Source organism: Blastocatellia bacterium, from assembly GCA_025055075.1.
GTDB lineage: Bacteria > Acidobacteriota > Blastocatellia > HR10 > HR10 > HR10.
This window is the reverse complement of record JANWYV010000034.1, coordinates 45,358-67,789: the sequence shown is the minus strand read 5'-3', so window position 1 is coordinate 67,789 and position 22,432 is coordinate 45,358. Positions and strand designations below refer to the sequence as shown.

Sequence of the window (22,432 nt, the reverse complement as noted above, 5' to 3'; positions counted from 1 at the left end):
GAGATGGCGCGGGCTATGCCCTTCGCGCTCATACGGGGATATAAGCGCCGGGCTCGTTGAACTCCTTGGACGTATAGAGCCGGCTCACGTCCACGACGATCTGCCCCTGGGCGTCAAGCTCCACCTTCGCGCGATCCATCGGGCGCGGTGCCGGTCCTTCGAAGTTAATCCCTTCCATATCGAAGCCGCTGCCATGGCAGGGACATTTGAACTTGTTCTCCGTCGGGCTCCACATGGGCGTGCAGCCCAGATGCGTGCATCGAGCGTAGATCACGAAGAGCCGATCCGTCGTGCGCACCACCCAAATGCGATACTGCTCCTGGAACCGCGTGTCCACCCCCAAGCTGAAATCCGAAGGATAGCCAATCCGAAAGACGGGGCTCGGCTCAAAGAGCGCCCTGGGGAAGAAAAAGCGCAGGAACATGAGGAAATTGGTGGCCAGAAATCCCCAAACAGCGGTCCACACGAGGCGACGCCGCAGCTTATTGACCGTCTCCGTGAGCGACGAGGACTCAACCGCCTCCACGGCCGGCGCTTCCCGCTCGACGGTAGCAGGTGGCGATGTCTTCATAACCCTTCCCCCCGAAGGTCGAGGTCCACGCGCGAACTTCTCGCACCCCTGCCGACGGTGCGAAGACGCTCGCGGAGCGTAGGTGGATGGGAAACAAGAAGCGCTTCGGTTGCAAGACTGCTGTTCGCGCGCCCTCTCTCGGGCCGATTCCAGCGAATATGCGAATTATGATGACGCATGATCGCGCGAGTGCCTCGTGGCAAATCTCACCGCAGGACCGACCTCACCTTGCTGAGATGTTCGTCTTGAGAGCTGCGTCCTCTTGAAAGTCGTGTCCTCACCCCTCGCATGATGCCGGCTCCATGACCGCGCCTTGTTCCCCAGGCCGTTTAGAGGCTCTCTTATAATACGCCTCGCCTCACGCTGTCAATATCCGCGCCGCCGACTCGCATAGCGCCTACTGCCGCCCCTTGTCAGCCCGCCCGAGGGTATGCTAACTCTCCGAAGACACCGTTCTGAGAGGAGGCCGAAGATGAGACGAACGAGAGCCATTCTGATGCTCCTCATCGTCTGCTCCCCAATGATGACGAACGGATGGGCGCAATCCGGCCCCGCTCGTCTCGTCGTGAAGGCGGGTGCTCTGGTGGACGTCCGGCATGGGCGCGTGCTCGCGAATCACGCGATCCTCATCGAAGGGGATCGCATCAAGGAGGTGGGACCGGCCGACGCCATGCTGGCGCGTGTTCCGAAGGAGACTCCTGTGCTCGATCTCAGTCGTCTGACCGTCTTGCCAGGACTCATTGATGCGCACGTGCATTTGACGGCCAATCCGGAGCACGCGGGGTATCGCGCCTTGAGCGTCTCGGTGCCCCGAGAGGCGCTTCATGGAGCGGCCAATGCATGGCGCACGCTCCAAGCCGGATTCACGACCGTGCGAAATCTCGGAGCATCTGGCTACGCTGACGTCGCCCTACGAGATGCCATTGCGGAAGGCGATGTCCCTGGACCGCGCATGCTCGTCTCTGGTCCGGCGCTCGGCATCACTGGCGGCCATTGTGACAACAACCTGCTCGCTCCGGAATTTCGATATAAGGCCGAGGCCGTGGCCGATGGGCCCTGGGCCGTCCGCGCGAAAGTTCGCGAAGTGATCAAATATGGGGCAGACCTCATCAAGGTCTGTGCCACCGGCGGCGTCCTCTCTAAAGGCGACCAGCCGGGGACGCAACAGTACACTTTCGAAGAGCTTCAGGCCATCGTGGAAGAGGCACACAAGCTCGGACGAAAGGTCGCCGCGCACGCGCATGGAGCGGAGGGGATCAAAGCGGCGATCCGCGCCGGCGTCGACTCCATCGAACATGCGAGCTTCATTGACGAAGAGGGCCTCCGGCTGGCGAAGGAGCGAGGGACATATCTCGTCATGGACATCTACAACCACGAGTTCATCATCCAGCATGGGGAACGCGTGGGCATGCTTCCCGAAGCGTTGGAGAAGGAGCGACGCGTCGGTCCCATTCAACGGGAGAATTTCGCACGCGCCGTGCGCGCCGGTGTCAAGATCGCCTTCGGTACGGATGCCGGCGTCTATCCCCACGGTGATAACGCGAAACAATTCGCCTACATGGTCAAGTACGGGATGACGCCTCTTGATGCTCTCCGCTCGGCGACGATTTGGGCGGCCGAGCTGCTCGGATGGGCAGATCGCGTCGGCGCTCTCGAACCGGGGATGTTCGCCGACCTCATCGCCGTCGAGGGAAATCCGCTCGCGGACATCACGCTTCTGGAACGCGTCGTCTTCGTCATGAAGGGAGGAGTCGTCGTGAAGAACGTTGCGCGATGAGCGAATTCACGCGATCACCACAGCTCGATGCCGGTCAACTCGCGCAGAAGGTTCACTGAATGCGCGCGCGCCTCGGCCTCGACCTCGGCAAACCGCTCATCGCCGAGCTGCTCTCGCAGTTTGTGCACATGGCGTTCAATGGCTTGAGCCAACGGAGAGTTCGTTTCCGGCAACAGGCGTTGCGCGTGGAAATAACACGCCAAGGCATGGCGGTAGTTCGCTTGCGCCGCTTGTACCTGGCCCAATCCGAACAGAAGTTCGGCGAGCAAGAAGCGATCCCCTTCGGTATGAGCCGCGCGCACTCCCTCTCCGTAGGTGTGCGCGGCCTCGGTGTATTTGCCAGCCAGGAAATAGGCGGAGCCGAGACTCACTAAGACCAACCGATGCTCCCGCCGAAAGTCGTGGTTCCCGCGAGCGCGCTCGAGCGCTTGTCGCAAGAGCGCGATCGCGGCTTCAGGCCGCTCGCGATTCAGCTCGATCGCCCCGGCGGCATACAAAGCCATCACTTCCAAACGCGGTCGCCGTGTTCTTCGGGCCAACTGCGCCGCTTCCTGAAAGTGTCGCACCGCGTCCTCCAAACGGTTCACCTGCGCCGACGCGCGCGCCAGATCGAAATGCGTTTCGGCCTCGGCTCGCACATCGAGTAGCTCACGGCGCAGCGCGAGCGCCTTCGTGAAGTATTCGATCGCACGCTCCGCCTGCCCGAGCGCCATATACGCGCGGCCGATGTTGTAGGTCGTGTTGGCAACGCCGCGCTCGTCCTTGGCTTTCTTCCTCACCGGAAGTGCCTGCTCATACATGGCCAGCGCTTCCGGCGCTTGGCCTCGCGCCAGCAGACAATTCCCCAACCCATTCAATGCGTTCCCTTCGGCACGACGATTCTTCACTTTCCGTGCCAGATCGAGGACCTGACGATACAGCCGCTCCGCCTCTTCGTGCTGCCCCATCACGTAATGAGCATATGCCATCTGATGCAACACCTCAGGCTCTCCCTTCCGATCCTTGACCTCGCGCTTCAGCTCCAACGCCTGCGCATAGGCGTTGAGCGACTGTTCCGGCTTCCCCATGCGGAAGAGATAAGTGTCGCCAATGGCCATGAGCGTGACACTCATCCCGCGTCGATCCCGATGCCGACGCTGAAGCTGCAGCGCCTCGTCGTAATAGCGCAACGCCTCCTCGAAATCCCCAAGCTCGGCCAAGCTCTCCGCCGTCCGATAGAGCGTGCGCAATCGGCGCGGATACTCCTCGACGCGAGTTTCCACCTGCACTTCGCGGAATAGAGGATCGGAGGGCCATGTGGGCTGCTGAGAGGCCCATCCAACGCCCCCCGTGAGAAGAAGCGCCATCCCGATGAGTCCACCTCTCACGCCGTGCCCTCGATGCATCGGGGTCATTGTATCACGTTCGATCGAGCGATTTCACCCCTTGGGCGATCACGGCGAGTGCGAGAGAACTTCCACCTCCGGTCCTGAAAGCGTGATGAAGTCATCTGGGTCGCGCACGCGAGATGCGGCGAAGAGGCGGACGCGGGTATCGCGTGGTGCGATTTTCACGGCCGCGCGCAGGACGTCCCCCATTCCAATCCCGTCAGCGTAGAGCGCCAGTCGGAGGCCTCCCGCATCGGGATCGGGTTCGCGCACGACCTCAGTGAAGTCTCCTCGCTCGATCCGACCCACTGCCGCCCCCTCAATGCGTAACCGCACCTCAACGGCCCGCGGCATCAGGGCGCTCTCCTGCTGCCCCACGTTCTCAACGCGAAGCACAAGAGAAGACGCTCGAATTTCTCCCTGCACCTGCAACTTCGGCTCCATGGCCCCGCCGCGCACCAGGAGCGCGATCTGCGCCAACGGGAGTGCTGCTTCCGAATACCAGAGCACGTAGCCGCGCTTCCACATCCCCGGCACCGTCTCGATGGCCTCGATTTGACGACGCACGGCGCGTGCCGTCGGCAAGCGACACGCGAGCCGATCTCCAGAACGGAGAACGTGCTCTCCCACACGAGACGTCGCGCGTGCTTCCATGATGACGACATATTCCCCGGAGAAATCCGTTGGAACGCGCATGCGCACCTCGGCAAGCCCAAGAGGATAGCTCTCCACGAGCCGTAGGCCGAACCGCCGCCAAAGACTCAACGGGTGAGCGGCGCCCAACGCGAAGATGACCTTTCCCTCCGAATCGAGGAGAAAGCATTGCCCCTGAGCCCGCCCTTCGACATAGAAAGGAACGCCCCATCGTTCGAACCGACGGATCCAAGAGCTGATCTCCCGAACGTCTACGCCCGCGCGCAGCGATGCCAGATTCTTCGGAACCTCCTCCGACGTCAGACGGAGGACGAAGAAGTCGAGTCGGCGAAGGAGATCCGAGAGGACGCGCTCTCGCTCCCATGCGATCGGAATCGTCGCCGAAAGCGTCAGCGGACGCGGCAATCGTGCGCGCACGCGCGCAAGCACGCGCTCGTACTGCTCCACCGGCGCGCCCGCGGGAAGGTCCAGATGAAGACCGGCGCAGGAGACGCCGACATTCTTGGCGCGTTCGATAGCTTCGCGCAGAAGCGTCACCATCTGTTCGGCGAGCGATGTCTCAGAGAGTCGAGACAATCGCTCGACGAAGCGCGTCGTTCCCCCGATAATACAGATCAGCTCGCTCGGTAGAGGCGGCGCCTTCGGTCGCACCTCCGACGCCCACCTCAGACGCTCATCGCCGGCGTCCAGATCGCCGAGCTTGAGGAAGATCCTTCGCGGCCCGATGAGTCGGAGCGCTCGCTCATCATCCCTCGTCGCCGTCCACGCCGCATGTTCGATCCACACCGCGCGCTCCAGCGGTCGCGAACGTTCGGGTTCTGGTGGGCCGCATCCGCTCAGCGAACCAATAGCGAGCCCACAAGCGATGAACCCGCGAACGCCGAAGCGCACGTCCATCAGCTCGGATTATACCGCACCCGGGCCGAGGCGGTCGCTCGTCCCGCCCCCGAAACCTCAGCTCGCATCCCGAAATACGTTCCTCCGTAGGAGACGCCTGCCGTTGAAGCCCGATCGGCGCAGGCGATCCATGCCCCAAGCAACGGCCAACCATCCGGCGCAGATCAACACGATGCCGAACGCGAACCATCGTCCGTAAAGGCCCGTCGGGGAATACGGCTCGGTGATCTCGTGCAGATGCTCGCTGTTTGGCCACAGGCCCGCTTCAGCCAATTCGTGGAAGGCATAGATGAGGATTTGCCCGGCGAAGAGGAGGAGAAAGATGCTCGTGACTTGGAAAAAGAGCTTCAGATTGATGAGGTGCCCGAACCGCGCCCACAGCAGCGCCATGAGGATCGCTGCCCCTAAGCCCAGAAGAGCCCCCCAGAAATACCGTCCCCGAACTTGCATGAGCATGAGCGCCGTCTCCATCCCTTCGCGCGTGATCATCACCGTGGTGAAGGCGAACATGCCCAGCCACGCCGCGCGCGGCGTACGTCGCGCCGCGATCTCATCAATCTGCCGATGCATGATCTGCTTCAATCGCGGCGCCGTCCGCCACATGTGGATCACCAACGTCGCCACGAGCACGGCGGCGACCACGCTGAAAATCCCCTCCCAGAGCGCCTGATTCACCTCCTGCAAAAGCCAATAGCCGAGGATCGCACTTGTCAGAACCGAGAACCCTACGCCGACGTAGACCGCCGGAATCAATCCCATCCGTCCCGTCTTTCGCAAGTACGTCAGCGTGATGGCGACGATCAAGAACGCTTCGAACCCCTCGCGCAAGACGATGACGAAGGCTTGCGTCATCTCTTTTCCCTCCTCACCGTACATGCGCGGCCCCGACGAGCCGCAAGAAGGGACTGTAGCAGAATCGAAAAAGGTTTTCAATTTCAATCTTGGCGCGAACGGAGGCCGACGGGAGGGAGAAGCCCATCAGGCCGAGGGAGAGGGGACGACGGAGATGTCGCGCTCCGTCACCGAGAAGATCTCCATGCGCTCGAGGGCGCTTTTGACCAAGCGAGGGACATCCAGAGGCGCTTCGATCGCTTCCACGCGCTCCAAACGCGCATGCGTCTCCGGATGGCGAGGGGCGAAGAGGATGCAACAGTCCTCGTAGGGCAGGATGGAAATCTCGTACGTCCCGATCTGACGGGCCAGCCGCACGATCTCCGCCTTGTCCCAACCGACGAGCGGTCGCAAAACGAGCATGCGGGTCGCGGCGTCCACGCAGGCCAGATTCTTCATCGTTTGGCTGGCGACCTGACCGAGGCTCTCACCCGTGGCCAAGGCTCCATACCTATATGTCTGTGCGATCCGTTCGGCCACGCGATGCATGAACCGGCGAAAGAGGATCGTCCAAAGCGGTGGGGGAGTGACACGCGAGACCTCGACCTGGATCTCCGTGAAGTGCGGCACATAAATGGTGAGTGCTTCGGCGCGCCAGCGAGCGAGGACGCGTCCCAGCTCCAGTACCTTCTCCTTAGCTTTCTCACCGACATACGGCGGGCTGTGAAAGTACACAGCGTCTACGGCCACACCGCGCTTCATGAGCATCCATCCGGCGACGGGACTATCAATGCCTCCTGAGAGCAACAGGAGCGCGCGACCGGCGACACCGACGGGAAGCCCTCCAGGACCGGGAATACGTTCAGAGCCGAGGAAGACGCCTTCCTTTCGCACCTCGACTTCGAGAACGACCTCTGGTGCTCTCACCTCCACGCGGAGCTCAGGGAGCGCTTGTGAAACCGCGTGCCCCAATTCGCGGTTAATCTCCATCGAGTTCAGAGGGAAGGCCTTGAAGCTTCGACGCGCTTCGATCTTGAACGTTCGCGCTCCGCGCGCCAGAGCGCGGCGGGCGAGTTCGACGGCAGCTTCTCGCATGCAGTCCAGATCATGCGGCACAGCGAGAACCACGCTGAAGCTCTTCACCCCGAAAACTCGCGAGAGACGTTCGCACACCCCCTGCGGATCCCCGGAAGGATGGAGATAGATTCGTCCCCACTCGACCTGAATTTCCTCCTTCGAGAGACCGGTCGCCCGCTGGATGTTCGCAACCAGCCGACGCACGAAATCCGGGCGATTTTTCCCCTTGATGCCGATCTCGTCGTAGCGAACGAGGATGGCGTGCCTCATCGTCGAGTGAACGTCAGCGTCGCACGGGATGCTTCGATTGCGAGTCGCTCCACGGCGTGCTGGAGGGCATGCACGGCCCACTCGATGTCCTCCACGGTCGTGTAGCGAGAGAAGCTGAAGCGCAGGCTCGAGTCAATGACTTCGGGTGGCAAACGCATAGCCTCCAGGACATGACTGCGCCGCCGCTTCCGACTCGCGCACGCGGCCCCTGTGGAGGCGAATATGCCCTCTTCCTCCAGCGCATGCAGTAAGACTTCGGCGGGGATCCCGGGGAACGAAACGTTCACGGTCGTCGGGACGCTCCGCTCGGGCGAATTGATTCGCGCTCTGTCGATCCGCCGCACGCCGTCGAGGAAACGCTCGCGCAAGGTCCGGAAATACGCGAGTCTCTCCTCCAGATTCTCGCACGCCAACTCCAGCGCGCGCGCCAACGCGACGATCCCAGCCACGTTCTCCGTCCCCGAGCGCAACCCTCGCTCCTGTCCCCCACCAGAGAAGAGCGGCACGAGCCGTACCCCCTCGCGCACGATGAGCGCGCCCGTGCCTTTGGGCGCGTGAATCTTGTGCCCGCTGATCGTATAGAGATCCACCCCGCGCAGATCGACGGGCGTCTTCCCGATGGCTTGCACCCCATCGGAATGGACGACGATCTCCGGATTCCGACGCTTCACGCGCTCAGCGATCTCGGAGATCGGTAGAATTGTCCCCAGCTCGTTATTGACGTGCATGATCGAGACGAGGATCGTCCCCGGCGTGAGGGCGGCTTCGACGGCCTCCGGAGTCACCAGGCCGTCCGCATCCACATCGAGATAGGTCACGCGGAATCCCTCAGCCTCCAAATCTCGACAGCTCTCCAGGACGGCCGGATGCTCGATCTTCGTCGTGATGATGTGTATCCCTCGACGCCGCAAGGCGCGGGCCACACCCTTGATCGCCAGATTATCCCCCTCCGTGCCTCCGGATGTGAAGATGACCTCGTTCTCCTTCACGCCCAGCAGACGCGCGATCGTCGCCCGACTCTCACGCACGGCTCGTTCAGCCTCCACGCCTTTTCGATGCAGGCTCGAGGGGTTGCCAAAGCGATCCTGCCAGTAGGAAGCCATCGCTTCCACGACTTCCGGAGCAACCGGCGTCGTCGCATTATTGTCCAGATAGACCTCACGCCGCATAGGGAGATAGTTTAGCCCATTCGAACGGATGGGGAAAGCGCGGGTCTGCATCCCCCCACGCGGATGAGGAAGCGCGCTCACGCCCCGAGCGCGTCCGTCCTCTGCGCCTCGGGGAGACAGGCGACGAGCATGTCCGGCAGCGCCTCCCATCGCTCCGAGGGGGGGATCAAATACACGCCCGCCACATGCGGTCGAAGCTGTGCGATCAATTCGCGAGCGATGCGCATGCCTTCGGCGCTTTCGTTCTCCTGCGCCCGACGCAGCCGTTCGCGCAACACCTCGGGAATGGTGATCCCCGGCACTTCGTGATGAAGGAACTCGGCATGGCGCGCGCTCTTGAGCGGGAGGATGCCCACGAGGATGGGGAGACCGAACGCGAGGCAACGTTTCCAAAACCACTCGAAGCGCGGCAGGTCGAAAACCGGCGTCGTGACGATGAAATGCGCTCCAGCTTCCACGCGCTCCTCGAGCTTACGAAACTCGGCCTCGACGTCCTCAGCGCCAACCTGCGCGAGCACACCGACGCGAAAGTCCGTCGGCGATCCGATATCGTTTCCGGTCAATGTGCGTCCTCGATTCAAGCCCTCGATGATTTTCACCAATCCCGTTGCGCTCACGTCGTGGGCCGAGGGCCAGCGCGGCCATTCGCCGACGCTCGCGGCCTCTCCCGTGAGGGCTAAGACGTTGCGCACGCCGAGCACGGCCGCTCCGAGCAACTCCGAATGAATCGCCGCGAGCGTGCGATCCCGACAGGAGAGATGCCAGATCGCCTCGACGCCCGCCTGCGTCTGAATCACGTGGGCGAAGACGAAGCTCGAGAGGCTCACGCGCGCTTCGGGCGGATCGTGCACGCTCACGGCATCCACACCACACTGTGCGAGTCGGCGAATGTGCTCGATCGGCGTCCGATAGTCCACTCCTCGAGGGGGGTGCACTTCCACCACCACGACGAATTCGCGCCCCAAGCGTTCGCGAAACCTCGCTGGGAGCACCGCGGAGGACGCGGTCGTCAGCTCCTCCCTCACCCCAACGGACACGGCGACGCGCTGTCGCACGCGTCGAGGGACCTGGCCGCGCACGACGACGCCCATCGCCCGAATATGTTCAGGCGTCGTCCCGCAACAACCGCCGAGGATATTGGCGCCTGCTTCGACGAAACGGCGCGCGTACTCCCGCAGGTATTCCGGCGAGGAGAGATAGATCGTCCGCCCGCCGATGAACTGCGGCACGCCCGCATTCGGCATGATGGAGACGGGCAGCTCGGTCGTCGTCAAGAATTCGTAGATGATGTCGTAGGTCATCTGCGGCCCGCTGCAATTGACGCCCACCACATCGGCGTCGGCAGCGGCCAGCGCTTCCAGAGAGCGGCGCAGATCGTCTCCGAATTTCGATTTCCCATCCTCCAGAAACGTCATCTGCGCGATGATGGGCGTCGTGGGCGAGACGGTCTTGGCCGCGCGCACGGCCTCGAGAGCCTCCAGTAAGCTCGGATGCGTCTCGATGATGATGACGTCCACCCCCTCATCCACGAGGATAGCGATCTGCTCGACATATGCCGCCGAGAGATCGTCCAAGGTGAGATTCCCATAGGGCTTGACCAACGCGCCCAACGGTCCCACGGAACCCGCGATGAAGACCTCCTCGCCGCTCATCCGCACGGCCTCGCGCGCGATTCGAACAGCCGCCCGATTGATGGCCTCCAACTCCGATTCCAATCCATATTCGGCCAGACGCAGCCGGTTCGCTAGGAACGTGTTCGTCTCAATCAACTGCGCGCCCGCTCGAATGTAGTCGAGGTGAATCTGGCGAATGAGGTCCGGATTGGTGAGGTTCTGTTCCATGAGCGCCTTGGGCTCGATCCCACGAGCCAGAAGGAGCGTTCCCATCGCTCCGTCGGCCAGGAGCACTTCCCGATTGAGCCGATCCAGAAACGTTGTGCCCATTGTCCCGTAATTCTACCGAAGGCCTTCGGCCTTGACCATCGTGCCTTTCCGCGTTCGCTCTGGCGAACGTCGTCCCATCATCTTCGTCGCAGGACCTCTCGGCAACGCGAAGTACGCTAGATGCGATCGGCATCCACTTCGGCAATCGCTCGCTCCGAAGCCAGGCACATCACCCTGTGCGGCGGCCCTCACGCGTTGGTGCACTTGACATTCGCGCGCGGCGTCGCCCAACAGGACGACGACGCCGATGATGCGCGCCCATCGGTGAGTCGTCAGATGGTCAATGTGCCATCGCTTCGATTTCCGACGCTGAAGATGCCGGGCCAAGCGCGCTCTGAGGCCGCGCGCTGCTCGTCCCGTGTACACATACGTTCCGGGAGCAAACGTCTTGAGACCGAACCGCCCGACGCGAATACGCGCCTCGCGCTCCAAGCGCACGATCACGCAATAGACACCGCTTTCCCCTGTCATCCCGCGCCTCCAGAAGTAACCGGGCGGACAGCAGAGGGCACGTTGACGACCGCCGGATTCCCCACCGAATCATTCCATGGGAAGAGACCAGCACGCCGTCGCGATCTCGCCGGGCGAGCAGGCCTACGAGTGGGCGCACGACGCGTCGGTTCGATCACGCGCTCCACGCGTTCGCCCGCGCGCAGAACCCCTGAACGAACGAGCGTGACGCGCCCGCCGCGCCAGAGGCGATAATTCTCAAATCGCACGGGCAAGCCCCGACTTCGCATCGGGTCTGGCCCATCCATGACGTGAAAATGGAGATGCGGTTGTGGACTTGCTCCAGAATTCCCACATTCGGCCAGGACTTGACCGCGCTTCACGTGATCCCCTCGCTTCACGCGCACCGATCCTCGCTTCAGATGCGCGAGCACGCTGAATTCCCCATGGCCGTGATCAATGACGATGTAATTGCCGAAGATCTGGCGTGGATCCTCTCCCGAGGGCTGCGCTCTTCGCAAGCGCGTCGCGACCGGAGGACGGTCGGGCTCGCCATCCACAGCGCGCACGACGCGTCCATCGGCCGGTGCCAGGACCTTCCGACCGAAGGCGTAAAAATCCGCGAGCGACCACGCTACGCCGTCGCGAGTCGGTCGCGCACGGCGCGCTGCCCTGGCTCTGGCGCGCGCTTCTGGGGGACGGCGATCGCTTCCCCCTCGCTCGTAGATGAAGTCGTACGCGAAGGCTTGTGCATCGGCTCGCTGCCGATGTCCCTCGAAGACCTCATGCCCGCGCCACACGCGCCACACTCCGTTGAAGGGGAGCGTGAATCGCGTCTTCTGTTGATAGCGAAGCAAGGAGACGCGATGCGTCTGCTGCCATAACCGATCTTCCGCGCGGAAGAAGATCGCATACTCGATGCTCTCGGGCGCGCGCTCGCGATGTCCCGCGTGATCGCGCCATCGCACTTCCCCCTTCGGCGGAAGGCGATTCGATCCTCCTTCCATCACGCGCTGGATCGCGGGCGGATCGAGCCGCGTCTCGTCCACCACGCGCCCCTCGCTCACATAGCGCACGCGGATCTCTCGAAGCTCGACCTCGCTGTCATGCGGGTTCGCCAGGATGAGATGATAATGCCAATTCTGATCCCCCTCTCGAATCTCCACGAACACGGGATCCGGCTGCGTGCGAATGCGCAAGGCGCGCTCCCCAGCGGGTTCGGCCACCACTTCAGGCGAGAGCGTGCGAGGATCGGCTTCGGGAACGCCCGTGCCGAAGATGCGAAATGTCTCGACCATGGCGCGGAAACCCGGCAGATACGACGCGTATTTCGACTTCGGCGCGATGTACACGAGCAAGTAGACGGAACCGCGATGGACAATCGTGTACCGAGTCACTCGTTTCTCCCGTCCTTCGAAAGTCACCTGATGCGCCGTCGCTCCCGAGAGCGTCAGGACGCGCTCCTCTTGGATCGTCAAGCCACCGAAGATCGTCGCCAACGCTCCCCGGTCCATGTCGAAGAGTTGTCGGGGATGGAGTGTGAGGTTCGGCACCGGATCGAACATGTTCAACACGGCCATGACCTCTGGATCATCCTGCGCCATGAAGATCGCGGTTTCGCTGCCCGAACCGGATTGCACCCGCAGGTTCCATTGCGCGGGTCGGTAGTAGAGCGAGCATCCATGCTTTTCGTTCACATACTGCTCCCACCGATCCTCGGCGCGCTCGGTCGGCGCGAAGGCGAACCCCACCGTCACGATGAGCAACAGACCGATCGCCTTCTTCCGCACGACGCACATCGAATCAGGGTAAGGCGCCACGATCAATTTTCAAGATCGTATGCAATAACACGGTCGCGCCGTTGGCCAAATCCTCGGGGCGCGTGTATTCCTGAGGAGAGTGACTGATGCCACCAACGCTCGGCACGAAGATCATGCCGGTTGGAGCAATACGCGCCATGTTCTGCGCATCGTGTCCGGCGCCACTCGGCATGAAGATCGCGCGCAGGCCCAGCTCGCGAGCTGTCTCCGCGATGAGCTGACGCACGCGCGCATCGGTTGGAGCGGGGATGGCCGTCGCATCAATGGGTGTGAAAGTGATCGTCACACTGCGTCGGTTCTCGATGGCGCGAGCCTCGTCGCGAATGCGTTCGAAGAGCTGTTCGATCTTCTCGGCCGAGAGATCGCGCAGCTCCAGACTCATGCGGACGCGCCCCGGGATGACGTTGACAGCACCGGGCTCAGCGACGATACGACCGACGGTTCCCACCTGACGTCCGGGTACGCTCGTCACCACGCGATTCACAGCGAGGATCAGTTCGGCCGCTGCCACGAGCGCATCGCGGCGCTGATTCATCGGCGTCGTCCCTGCGTGATTGGCGAACCCTTCGACCTCCACGTCCCACCGTCGGATGCCGACGATCCCCTCGACGACGCCAATCTGCGCGCCCTCGGCTTCGAGCACCCCTCCCTGTTCGACGTGCAGTTCGAGGAAGGCTTTGACTTCTCCCGGACGGCGCACGGCCTCAGCGAGCCGATCCGGATCACCGCCTATCGCGCGGATACCGTCGCGCACGGTTTTCCCACTATTGGTGACGACGGCCAGCGCCTCCGGCGTCAATGCCCCGATGAGCGCCCGACTGCCGAAAAGGCCTCCCTCTTCGGCAGCGAAGACGATCACTTCCAATGGATGTCGCGTCATCACGCCGTGCGCATTCAGCACTTCGATGCATTCGATGGCGCCGATGACGCCAACGACGCCATCGTAGCGCCCGCCATTGGGCACAGAATCAATGTGCGAACCGAAGACGATCGGGGGCAGATGCGGCTCGCGACCCTCGCGACGTCCGATGATATTGCCCGCCGGATCCACGCGCACAGTCAGACCCGCTTGGCGCATGAGCGAGATGATATACGCCCGCCCTTGAAGATCCGCCTCGCTGAAGGCCAGGCGGCTAACGCCCCCGCGCGGGTCCTTTCCGAATTCGGCCAAACGAAGGATGCGCTCCTCCATCCGCGCCGCATTCGCACGTAGTGTGACTTCCTGCGCGGATACGGCGCCACACAACGCAGTGAGCAACAGGATGCTCCCCAATCCCAATCGGCGCACGCTCATTTTCCTCCTCCCTAGGAAAGAATGATCATGCGCTCGCGATCCCCTATACTCAAGCGCGACGAACGCGAGGCCGAGCGCGCTGTTCACGTCTTACGCCGATAGAGATGCGGACTCAGGCCGAGGAAGGCCTCGGCAGCCTCCATGAGCGTCTCCGAGAGCGTCGGATGCGGATGGATCACTCTCTCCAATTCCGAAGCGCGCGCGCCCATCTCGATGGCCAGGACGCCTTCGGCGATCAGCTCTCCAGCTCCCACCCCGACGATGCCCACGCCGAGGATTCGCTCGTTCTCCGGATCGAGGATGAGTTTTGTGACCCCCTCGGGGCGATCCAAGGTCACCGCTCGCCCAGACGCCGCCCATGGGAAGCGCGCGACCTTGATCGGACGATTCTCTTGTCGCGCTTGCGTCTCCGTCAATCCGCACCACGCGATCTCCGGATCGGTGAAGACGACGGCTGGGATCGCGCGCGGCGCGAACGCCGCCTGGCGTCCGACGATCGCTTCCACGGCCACGCGAGCCTCATGCATGGCCTTATGCGCGAGCATCGGTTCGCCCACGACATCGCCGATGGCGAAGATCGTCGGCTCCGCCGTGCGCCGCTGAGCGTCCACCTGCACGAAACCGCGAGCATCGCGTTCCACGCGCGTGCGCTCCAGCCCGAGATCCTGCGCGTTCGGCTTCCGCCCAACGCAAACGAGGACCTTCTCGAACACGCGTTCCGTCGGCGGCGGAACGGCATGTCCCCCGACGCCTTCCAAACGCACGCGCACGCCCTCGGCTTCCTCTCGAAGGTCCGCGACAACGGTATTGACGAGGACAGCCTCAAAGAGCGACTCGATCCGACGAGCCAAAACGGATGCGAGATCGCGATCCACGCCGGGCAAAATCCCCGGCATCATCTCCACGAGCGTCACCCGCGCGCCGAGCATGGCATAGACCGTGCCGAGTTCGAGCCCAATGTATCCCCCGCCCACCACAAGCAGCGTGCGCGGCACGTCCTCCAGCTCCAGAGCGCGCGTCGAATCCATGATGCGCGGACTCGACATGGGAATCCCCGGCAATTCTGCGGGCCGCGATCCGGTCGCCAAGATCGCTTGTTGAAAGCTCACGCGCTCGACATCACCGGAATCGGTCTCCACCAGAAGCGTCCGCGCATCCAGCAATCGCGCGCGCCCGCACACGTAACGCACGCCGCGTTGCTCGGCCAACAGCCGCAGGCCGCCCGTCAGTCGGTCCACCACGCTCCGCTTCCATGCTCGCAGACGGTCCAGATCAATTCGTGGGGTCGAGAACGCGATCCCCCATCGCTCAGCCTCTCGCACTTCCGCGAGCACGCGCGCGACGTGCAAAAGGGCCTTCGACGGAATGCACCCGACGTGCAAACAGACGCCACCAGGCGTCGGCTCTTGACCGATCAAAGTCACTGAGAGTCCGAGGTCTGCTGCGCGAAAGGCAGCCGCATATCCTCCCGGCCCACTTCCGATGACCACCAACGGCGTTGAACTCGTTCGCTCCATATCGAACTCCTCCGCACGCTCGCGTCTCGACCGCTTGGCACGAAGGGAGCGAAAATTACGCTATCGCCCCTCGAACCCGCAAGCGCCCCACTGACGATCGCGCGCTCACGTGAGCATGGGGATCTTCACGCCCTTAGCGCGCGCCGTCGCAATGGCCTCTTCGTACCCAGCATCAGCATGACGCGCGATGCCGATCCCCGGATCGTTCGTGAGCACGCGCTCGAGCCTCAAGGCGCCCTCCCGCGTCCCGTCGGCGACGATCACCTGTCCGGCGTGCAGACTGTATCCGATGCCCACACCCCCGCCGTGATGGAAGGCGACCCACGAAGCGCCGGACGCCGTATTGAGCAACGCGTTGAGGATCGGCCAATCGGCAATCGCATCGCTGCCGTCTTTCATCCCCTCGGTCTCGCGATATGGAGACGCGACCGATCCGCAATCGAGATGATCGCGACCGATGACGATGGGGGCCGAGAGCTTTCCTTCGCGCACCAGGTCATTAATGGCCAATCCAAACTCGGCGCGTTCGCCGTAGCCGAGCCAACAGATGCGCGCCGGCAATCCTTGAAATCTCACCTTCTCGCGCGCGAGCGTGATCCAACGGCGCAAGATACGATCTTCGGGGAATAGCTCCAGCACCAATTCATCCGTCTTGCGAATGTCTTCGGGATCGCCCGAGAGCGCCACCCAACGGAATGGCCCTCGTCCCTGACAGAAGAGCGGCCGAATGTAGGCGACGACGAACCCGGGGAACTCGAAAGCGTCCTTCACGCCCGCCAACTCCGCTTGCTTGCGAATGTTGTTGCCGTACTCGAACGTGACGGCCCCCTGGCGTTTGAGCGCGAGCATGGCTTCGACATGTCGGGCGATCGAATCATACGCGCGCTTGATGTAGTCCGACGGATTCGTACGGCGCAACTCCGCCGCCTGTTCGACGCTCAGGCCAGCCGGGATATAGCCGTTCAACGGATCATGAGCGCTCGTTTGATCGGTGAGGACATCGGGGACGATGCCCCGCCGCACGAGTTCAGGCAAGACCTCGGCGCAATTTCCGACCAATCCGACCGAGAGCGCTTCGCCTCGCGCCTTGGCCTCCAATACCCAGCGCAGCGCTTCCTCCAGATCGAAGCTCATGCGATCGCAATAGCCCGTGCGGATGCGCCGTTCAATGCGCGCGGGATCCACCTCGATGCCCAAATAAGCCGCCCCGTTCATCGTGGCCGCTAGGGGTTGCGCGCCGCCCATCCCCCCCATTCCTCCGGAGACGACGAGCCGCCCGCGCAAATCCCCACCGAAATGCCGCTCGGCTACAGCGGCGAAGGTTTCGAACGTTCCCTGCACGATGCCTTGCGTCCCGATGTAAATCCAACTCCCCGCCGTCATCTGCCCGTACATGATGAGGCCCATGGCCTCCAAGCGCAGGAATTCGTCGAGCGTCGCCCAATGGGGCACGAGATTCGCATTCGCGATGAGCACGCGCGGCGCCCACTCGTGCGTGCGGAAGATGCCGACGGGTTTGCCCGACTGCACCAGGAGCGTTTCGTCATTCTCCAACTCTCGCAGGGAGCGGACGAGCGCTTCGAAACATTCCCAATTGCGTGCGGCCTTCCCAGCTCCTCCATAGACGATAAGCTCATCGGGCTTCTCCGCCACCTCGGGATCGAGATTGTTCATCAACATGCGCAGGGCGGCCTCTTGATGCCAGCCCTTGCACGTCAACTCGCGACCGCGTGGGGCTCGAATGACGCGCGATGTCATATCCCCCCTCCTCCAACTCCGAAGTCTCACGACGCGACCAAAGTATACCACCGCGCGAGCCCAAGGGGCGATTTCTCCGCGTTGCTCCCCCGCTTGCCAGGAAAAAGTCAGTCGTCAGGGGGTCGCGTGTTCCTCGCGATTCTTCCGATGGCGTATTCCGAAGCGAGGAGGTGAGCGTCCGAAAGACCACCCGTCAGGATTCGTCCCCTTCTGCCAATGCGGCTTCCTCGAACCTGGCGAATCAAGGTGTGCGGAGCGCGCACCAATCTCCGGCTCGAGGATCTTTCCGAGACGGACCTCCCAATTCGGCCCTGGGCCACGCGTGCTCGCTTTACGCCTCCGATTGCGCGATCTCGCGAAGCGCATCGCGCGCGGCGTTGAGCGTCGCCTCGATCTCCGCCTCACCATGTGCCGCGCTCACAAAGGCTGCCTCAAATGGTGAAGGCGGCCAATAGATCCCTCGCTTCAACAACCCATGGAAAAACCTCCGAAAGCGCTCCCGATCGCTCGAAGCCGCCGAGGCCCAATCCGTGACCTCGCGATCAGTGAAGAAGACTGACAGCATTGACGCGATGTGATTGACCCGAACGGGCACGCCGCAACGTTCGGCCTCCGCTTGGATTCCCTCGGCCAAGCGGGCCGTCAGGCGTTCGAGCCGCGGATAGAGCGTCTCCCGCTCGCGCTTGAGAATGCGCAGCGTCGTGAGTCCGGCCACCATAGCCAACGGATTCCCCGAGAGCGTGCCCGCTTGATAGACCGGTCCTTCGGGAGCGACCCAACGCATGATCTCCTCCCGTCCACCGAAAGCGCCAACGGGCAGCCCGCCGCCAATGATCTTCCCCAAACACGTCAGATCGGGGCGAATGCCATAGAGCCCCTGCGCGCCGTGATATCCCACGCGAAACCCCGTCATCACTTCATCGAAAATGAGGAGTGCGCCATGTCGCTCGGTCAACGCGCGCACTTTCGACAAAAAGCCGGGCCTCGGAAGAACGCAGCCCATGTTTCCCACGACCGGTTCTAGGATCACGCCAGCGATGTCCGGCCCGTGCGCGTCGAACGTCTCCTGCAATGCGTTCTCATCATTGAATGGGATGACGAGGGTTTGCGCGGCCAGTTCGGGAAGCACCCCTGGGCTATCGGGGAGGCCCAAGGTCGCGACGCCAGACCCAGCGCGCACCAGAAGCGCATCGGCATGGCCATGATAACAGCCCTCGAATTTCACGATCTTGCGACGCCCAGTGACGGCGCGGGCCAACCGAATGGCGCTCATGGTCGCTTCGGTGCCCGAGTTGGTCATCCGCACCTTCTCGATAGAGGGCAGCGCTTCGCGAATCTCTTCGGCCATCTCCACCTCCCAAGCGGTCGGCGCGCCATAGGACGTCCCTCGCCGCACGGCCTCCTCGAGCGCTCGCACCACTTCCGGATGCGCATGGCCAAGGATCATCGGCCCCCAAGAGCCCACATAGTCAATGAAGCGGTTCCCATCGGCATCTTCGAGGTACGCTCCGTATGCCGAACGAATGAAAAGCGGCTCTCCGCCGACGGCGCGAAACGCGCGCACGGGACTATTGACTCCGCCGGGGATCACCTGCACCGCTCGACGAAACCATTCGGACGATTGCGTTCGCAACATCCCTCGACCTCCCCTCCTCGATTCTCCTCGCGCGGATCAAGTAGTAGTCTAGCCCCCGCTGTCACCGCACGCAAATTCGCACGATGCGCGATTTGCTCATCGGCTCGCCGAAGCGGATAATTGAGAATTCTGATGAGGCTCACAGAGGAGGCGCGACGATGAATCAGCTCTCGATTCGACATCTCTTGCTCATTGGCATTCTCTCGGGAGTGATCGCCGTCGGTCTGTTCATCGGCTATCAACGATGGGTGGACCGGCCGGCGAGTTTGTTCGGATCGCCCCCGACGTTCGATCTTCCGCAAGCGTCCTCTGGCCCGACGGCGCTCACCGAGGACGAGCGGAACAATATCGAGATCTACAAGGCCGTTTCGCCCGGCGTCGTGAATATCCGCACGGTCACACTCGTGCAAGACTTCTTCGCCATCTATCCTGAAGAAGGCAGTGGCTCTGGTTCGATCATTGATGCGCAGGGCCACATCCTGACGAACTATCATGTCGTCGAAGGCGCACGGCAACTGTTCGTCACCTTAGCTGATGGGAGCGAATATCGAGCGACGTTCGTAGGCGGTGATCCCGATACGGATCTGGCCGTCATCAAGATCAATGCGCCGCGCGAGAAGCTGACCGTCGTGCGCATGGGCGATTCGGATAAACTGGCCGTCGGCCAGAAGGTACTGGCCATCGGAAATCCCTTCGGCATCGGCCAGACGCTCACTCGAGGAATCATCAGCGCCCTGGGGCGTCCCTTGCGCGCTGAGAACGGACGCTTGATCGAGGGGGCGATTCAAACCGATGCTTCGATCAATCCAGGGAATTCCGGCGGGCCGCTCTTGAACTCGCGGGGCGAGATGATCGGCGTGAATACGGCTATTCTCTCTCCCTCGCGAGGGAGTGTGGGGATTGGCTTCGCCATTCCGATCAATCTGGCGCGGCGCATCGTCCCCGATCTCATCGCCTACGGGCGGGTGCGCCGGCCATGGCTCGGGATTGATGTCTTCCCCATCCCCGTCTCCGCCCTGGCCGACGAATTGGGACTGCCCGTGCGCTCGGGCGTGTTGGTCTCGCAAGTCATCTCCGGGGAATCGGCAGATCGCGCGGGGATTCGCGGCGGGAACCAACCGGTGCGCATTCGCGGCCGCCTCTTCTACCTGGGTGGAGACATCATCGTCGAGATAAACGGGGAGAAGGTCAACTCCGTGGACGACATCTCGCGCATACTCATGCGCTTTCGTCCCGGGGATACGGTCAACGTCACCATCTATCGGGGACGACAGCGCATGACGCTCCCGGTGAGGCTCACGGAGAAGCCGGCCAATCTCTGAGCGCGCCCAGCGGCCGGGCAACTCACGGCTTCCAAAGACGCCCGGCCCTTCACACGACGCGGACGGCGACCCATCGCCAGCGGACGTCGAAGCGCCAGAGGCCGACCGCGCGCGCATACGCGAACGCTTGCTCTAGCTCCTTTTGGGTGATTCGACGATTGATCTCCAGAAAGCGATCGTCCGTGCGCGCCTTCCACGCCGGACGGTATTGATCCATGATGTTCACGTAGGTGTCGCGGGAAATCTCCTCGGCGAGATACCGGAGGATCTCCCGCGTATCGTCGAGCAAGCCCGGCATGACGAGATGGCGCACCAGGACGCCGCGCCGCGCAATGCCATCCTCATCCACGCGCAGCTCCCCGACCTGTTCATGCATGGCGCGAATCACGCGACGCGCGACCTCCGGATAATCCCGGGCGAGCAAGTACTTCCGCGCAGGCTCAGAATTCCAGAGCTTGAAATCAGGCATGTAGATGTCCACGATGCCGTCCATCAGGCGAATGCTATCGAGGCTATCGTAGCCGCTCGTGTTATACACCAATGGCACGCGCAATCCGCGCTCGATGGCCAGGGGCAATGCTTCCAAAATCTGAGGCACGACGTGCTCCGGCGTCACGAAGTTGATGTTGTGGCACCCCTCCGCTTGCAAGCGGAGCATGAGCATCGCCAGCTCTTCGGGAGTGACTTCCTCCCCCTCCCCCAACTGACTCGTCTCCCAGTTCTGGCAGAAGACGCAGCGAAGGTTGCAAAAGGCGAAGAAGATCGTCCCCGAGCCGTTCCATCCTCTCAGGCAGTCCTCCTCGCCGAAGTGAGGGAAAGCACTGGAGACGCGCGCCCAACGGCCGCTCCGACAAACGGCGAATTTATTCTCCAAACGGTTCACCCGACAGTCGCGCGGGCACACGGTGCAGGAGCGCAGCAGCTCGCGCGCTTCTTCGACTTTCTCTTTCAAGCGCCCCTCCTCATATGTGCGCAAGTAGGCAGGCGTGAACTCTTTCCGGGGCAGGAGGAAGCGCCCGTCCCCATGGAGCTCGCGCGGAACCGTCATCCATTCCCTTCGCATAATCCCTCCTTCACAACAGCTCCGGGACGATCATCCAGCGCACGCGCCAGGTCGTCCCCTCTCGCTGCAGGCAGACGATCCCGCCCATGCGGAAGGCGACGAGGCCTTCGCCGATCGTTCCGCCAGAGAGCAGCCGCGCACTCAAGCGATCCAAATGTGGCAGATGCCCGACGAGCATGAGATCTTCGCTCGCGGCGTTCACCCGCTCGAGCCAGATGGTCGGATCGGCGAGTGGATCTAAACCATCGGTCGCTTGGCACCCGTCACTGGGCTTAAGCGCACCAGCTAGGACTTCCGCCGTCTGCGCCGCGCGCGTCTTGCCGCTGTGATAGATCACCCGCAGCGGCGGCAACGAGCGCGCTTCCAGAAAGGCCGCGATCTTACGGATGTCCGCCCATCCCCGCTCCGTCAATGGGCGCGCGGGGTCCTCTTCCTCTCGCTTCGCCTCGGCATGTTGGACGAGATAGAGATACATGCCCATCCCCTATCGCTCTCGCACGCTCGTCATGCTCTCAAGATAGGTGAGCACGCGGCCTCCGTGTTCCACCTGAAAAGCGCGCGCGTCGGCTTCTCGCTCGAACGCGATGAGGCTCGGCAAACACCGATCCCAATGCCGTTCGTACACGATGCCCGGTTCGCGCAGCGGCGTCGGACGGCAGCAGGTCATGATGTCGCTCCCCTCTACGTAAACGGCTCGTTCGGCCTCGATCAATCGCCCGGAGGCGAAATCCGTCGCCCAGGCCGCGCGCACGCGCTCGGGCGCACGCTGCTCGAAATGGAGGCCACAGCGCGGACAACATGTGCGCTCGCGCTTTCCATTGTCTAGCTGCAGCACGAACATCTGTCCGCGATGGATCGGACGAGAGCAGACCTGACACATGGCTGCTCCTTCCCGTCGCACGCGCGAGATGACGGCATATCCCCCGATCCCCAGCACGAGGATCACCAGCAAGCCGCTCATCGTCGCGCGCCGCATGGTCTGCCCTCCACGCGGATTCCGACGGGAATTATACTCC

18 protein-coding genes are annotated in these 22,432 nt (G+C 62.8%); 2 read left to right on the top strand and 16 right to left on the bottom strand.

Features of this window, described 5'->3' with window-relative positions:
• Window positions 1-28: 28 nt before the first annotated feature.
• Window positions 29-571: a Rieske 2Fe-2S domain-containing protein gene (locus NZ746_08945; GenBank protein MCS6817494.1), complete on the bottom strand. Its 543-nt coding sequence runs from the start codon at window positions 569-571 to the stop codon at window positions 29-31.
• A 472-nt stretch (window positions 572-1,043) separates the two neighbouring features.
• Here NZ746_08945 and NZ746_08940 point away from each other — a divergent pair, with 472 nt between their 5' ends.
• Window positions 1,044-2,348 carry an amidohydrolase family protein gene (locus tag NZ746_08940; protein MCS6817493.1) on the top strand — a complete coding sequence of 435 codons (1,305 nt, stop codon included), beginning with the start codon at window positions 1,044-1,046 and terminating at the stop codon, window positions 2,346-2,348.
• Between the two features lie 14 nt (window positions 2,349-2,362).
• Here NZ746_08940 and NZ746_08935 read toward each other — a convergent pair whose 3' ends face one another.
• From NZ746_08935 to hemL, 12 genes are all read right to left on the bottom strand, one after another.
• Window positions 2,363-3,715, bottom strand: a complete 1,353-nt coding sequence (locus tag NZ746_08935) for a tetratricopeptide repeat protein (GenBank protein ID MCS6817492.1) — start codon at window positions 3,713-3,715, stop codon at window positions 2,363-2,365.
• A 66-nt stretch (window positions 3,716-3,781) separates the two neighbouring features.
• Window positions 3,782-5,266 carry a DUF3142 domain-containing protein gene (locus tag NZ746_08930; GenBank protein MCS6817491.1) on the bottom strand — a complete coding sequence of 495 codons (1,485 nt, stop codon included), beginning with the start codon at window positions 5,264-5,266 and terminating at the stop codon, window positions 3,782-3,784.
• Window positions 5,267-5,323: 57 nt separating this feature from the next.
• The gene (locus tag NZ746_08925; protein MCS6817490.1) at window positions 5,324-6,118 is read right to left on the bottom strand and encodes an FTR1 family protein; all 795 of its coding nucleotides are present in this window, start codon (window positions 6,116-6,118) and stop codon (window positions 5,324-5,326) included.
• A 126-nt stretch (window positions 6,119-6,244) separates the two neighbouring features.
• Window positions 6,245-7,444: a tRNA 4-thiouridine(8) synthase ThiI gene (gene thiI / locus NZ746_08920; protein ID MCS6817489.1), complete on the bottom strand. Its 1,200-nt coding sequence runs from the start codon at window positions 7,442-7,444 to the stop codon at window positions 6,245-6,247.
• Window positions 7,441-8,613 carry a cysteine desulfurase gene (locus tag NZ746_08915; protein ID MCS6817488.1) on the bottom strand — a complete coding sequence of 391 codons (1,173 nt, stop codon included), beginning with the start codon at window positions 8,611-8,613 and terminating at the stop codon, window positions 7,441-7,443. The genes thiI and NZ746_08915 overlap by 4 nt, the downstream gene beginning before the upstream one ends.
• Window positions 8,614-8,690: 77 nt before the next feature.
• Window positions 8,691-10,556: a bifunctional homocysteine S-methyltransferase/methylenetetrahydrofolate reductase gene (locus NZ746_08910; protein MCS6817487.1), complete on the bottom strand. Its 1,866-nt coding sequence runs from the start codon at window positions 10,554-10,556 to the stop codon at window positions 8,691-8,693.
• A gap of 12 nt (window positions 10,557-10,568) precedes the next feature.
• Window positions 10,569-11,027, bottom strand: a complete 459-nt coding sequence (locus tag NZ746_08905) for a GIY-YIG nuclease family protein (protein ID MCS6817486.1) — start codon at window positions 11,025-11,027, stop codon at window positions 10,569-10,571.
• A complete protein-coding gene (locus tag NZ746_08900; protein MCS6817485.1) occupies window positions 11,024-12,796 on the bottom strand; it encodes a M23 family metallopeptidase in 1,773 nt (590 codons plus the stop codon). Before NZ746_08900 ends, NZ746_08905 begins: the two co-directional genes overlap by 4 nt.
• Before the next feature lie 13 nt (window positions 12,797-12,809).
• Window positions 12,810-14,120, bottom strand: a complete 1,311-nt coding sequence (locus tag NZ746_08895; protein ID MCS6817484.1) for a Zn-dependent hydrolase — start codon at window positions 14,118-14,120, stop codon at window positions 12,810-12,812.
• A gap of 83 nt (window positions 14,121-14,203) precedes the next feature.
• Entirely contained in the window at window positions 14,204-15,637 is a 1,434-nt protein-coding gene (gene lpdA, locus NZ746_08890) for a dihydrolipoyl dehydrogenase (GenBank protein MCS6817483.1), read from the bottom strand.
• Between the two features lie 105 nt (window positions 15,638-15,742).
• Window positions 15,743-17,395 (bottom strand): urocanate hydratase, encoded by a 1,653-nt coding sequence (gene hutU / locus NZ746_08885; protein ID MCS6817482.1) that lies wholly within the window; start codon window positions 17,393-17,395, stop codon window positions 15,743-15,745.
• A 331-nt stretch (window positions 17,396-17,726) separates the two neighbouring features.
• Complete coding sequence (hemL, locus tag NZ746_08880; GenBank protein MCS6817481.1) at window positions 17,727-19,031, bottom strand: glutamate-1-semialdehyde 2,1-aminomutase; 1,305 nt, start codon at window positions 19,029-19,031, stop codon at window positions 17,727-17,729.
• A gap of 158 nt (window positions 19,032-19,189) precedes the next feature.
• Between hemL and NZ746_08875 the strand changes: the two genes are divergently transcribed.
• Window positions 19,190-20,353: a trypsin-like peptidase domain-containing protein gene (locus NZ746_08875; protein MCS6817480.1), complete on the top strand. Its 1,164-nt coding sequence runs from the start codon at window positions 19,190-19,192 to the stop codon at window positions 20,351-20,353.
• Between the two features lie 49 nt (window positions 20,354-20,402).
• On the opposite strand, the gene NZ746_08870 is transcribed toward NZ746_08875, so the two are convergent.
• The 3 genes from NZ746_08870 to NZ746_08860 are packed head-to-tail and all read right to left on the bottom strand — an operon-like array spanning window position 20,403 to window position 22,392.
• Window positions 20,403-21,416 (bottom strand): radical SAM protein, encoded by a 1,014-nt coding sequence (locus NZ746_08870; GenBank protein MCS6817479.1) that lies wholly within the window; start codon window positions 21,414-21,416, stop codon window positions 20,403-20,405.
• 10 nt (window positions 21,417-21,426) lie between these two features.
• Entirely contained in the window at window positions 21,427-21,897 is a 471-nt protein-coding gene (sixA, locus tag NZ746_08865; protein ID MCS6817478.1) for a phosphohistidine phosphatase SixA, read from the bottom strand.
• 3 nt (window positions 21,898-21,900) lie between these two features.
• Window positions 21,901-22,392 carry a nitrous oxide reductase accessory protein NosL gene (locus NZ746_08860; GenBank protein ID MCS6817477.1) on the bottom strand — a complete coding sequence of 164 codons (492 nt, stop codon included), beginning with the start codon at window positions 22,390-22,392 and terminating at the stop codon, window positions 21,901-21,903.
• Between the last annotated feature and the right edge of the window lie 40 nt (window positions 22,393-22,432).

Excerpts from the sequence above, each read along its gene's own strand:
- NZ746_08860 (MCS6817477.1), bottom strand. The coding sequence starts at position 22,392 with ATGCGGCGCGCGACGATGAGCGGCTTGCTGGTGATCCTCGTGCTGGGG.
- NZ746_08870 (MCS6817479.1), bottom strand. The coding sequence starts at position 21,416 with ATGCGAAGGGAATGGATGACGGTTCCGCGCGAGCTCCATGGGGACGGG.
- NZ746_08875 (MCS6817480.1), top strand. The coding sequence starts at position 19,190 with ATGAATCAGCTCTCGATTCGACATCTCTTGCTCATTGGCATTCTCTCG.
- NZ746_08895 (MCS6817484.1), bottom strand. The coding sequence starts at position 14,120 with ATGAGCGTGCGCCGATTGGGATTGGGGAGCATCCTGTTGCTCACTGCG.
- lpdA (MCS6817483.1), bottom strand. The coding sequence starts at position 15,637 with ATGGAGCGAACGAGTTCAACGCCGTTGGTGGTCATCGGAAGTGGGCCG.
- thiI (MCS6817489.1), bottom strand. The coding sequence starts at position 7,444 with ATGAGGCACGCCATCCTCGTTCGCTACGACGAGATCGGCATCAAGGGG.
- NZ746_08940 (MCS6817493.1), top strand. The coding sequence starts at position 1,044 with ATGAGACGAACGAGAGCCATTCTGATGCTCCTCATCGTCTGCTCCCCA.
- NZ746_08905 (MCS6817486.1), bottom strand. The coding sequence starts at position 11,027 with ATGACAGGGGAAAGCGGTGTCTATTGCGTGATCGTGCGCTTGGAGCGC.
- NZ746_08930 (MCS6817491.1), bottom strand. The coding sequence starts at position 5,266 with ATGGACGTGCGCTTCGGCGTTCGCGGGTTCATCGCTTGTGGGCTCGCT.
- NZ746_08945 (MCS6817494.1), bottom strand. The coding sequence starts at position 571 with ATGAAGACATCGCCACCTGCTACCGTCGAGCGGGAAGCGCCGGCCGTG.
- NZ746_08910 (MCS6817487.1), bottom strand. The coding sequence starts at position 10,556 with ATGGGCACAACGTTTCTGGATCGGCTCAATCGGGAAGTGCTCCTGGCC.
- NZ746_08925 (MCS6817490.1), bottom strand. The coding sequence starts at position 6,118 with ATGACGCAAGCCTTCGTCATCGTCTTGCGCGAGGGGTTCGAAGCGTTC.
- NZ746_08915 (MCS6817488.1), bottom strand. The coding sequence starts at position 8,613 with ATGCGGCGTGAGGTCTATCTGGACAATAATGCGACGACGCCGGTTGCT.
- hemL (MCS6817481.1), bottom strand. The coding sequence starts at position 19,031 with ATGTTGCGAACGCAATCGTCCGAATGGTTTCGTCGAGCGGTGCAGGTG.
- hutU (MCS6817482.1), bottom strand. The coding sequence starts at position 17,395 with ATGACATCGCGCGTCATTCGAGCCCCACGCGGTCGCGAGTTGACGTGC.
- sixA (MCS6817478.1), bottom strand. The coding sequence starts at position 21,897 with ATGGGCATGTATCTCTATCTCGTCCAACATGCCGAGGCGAAGCGAGAG.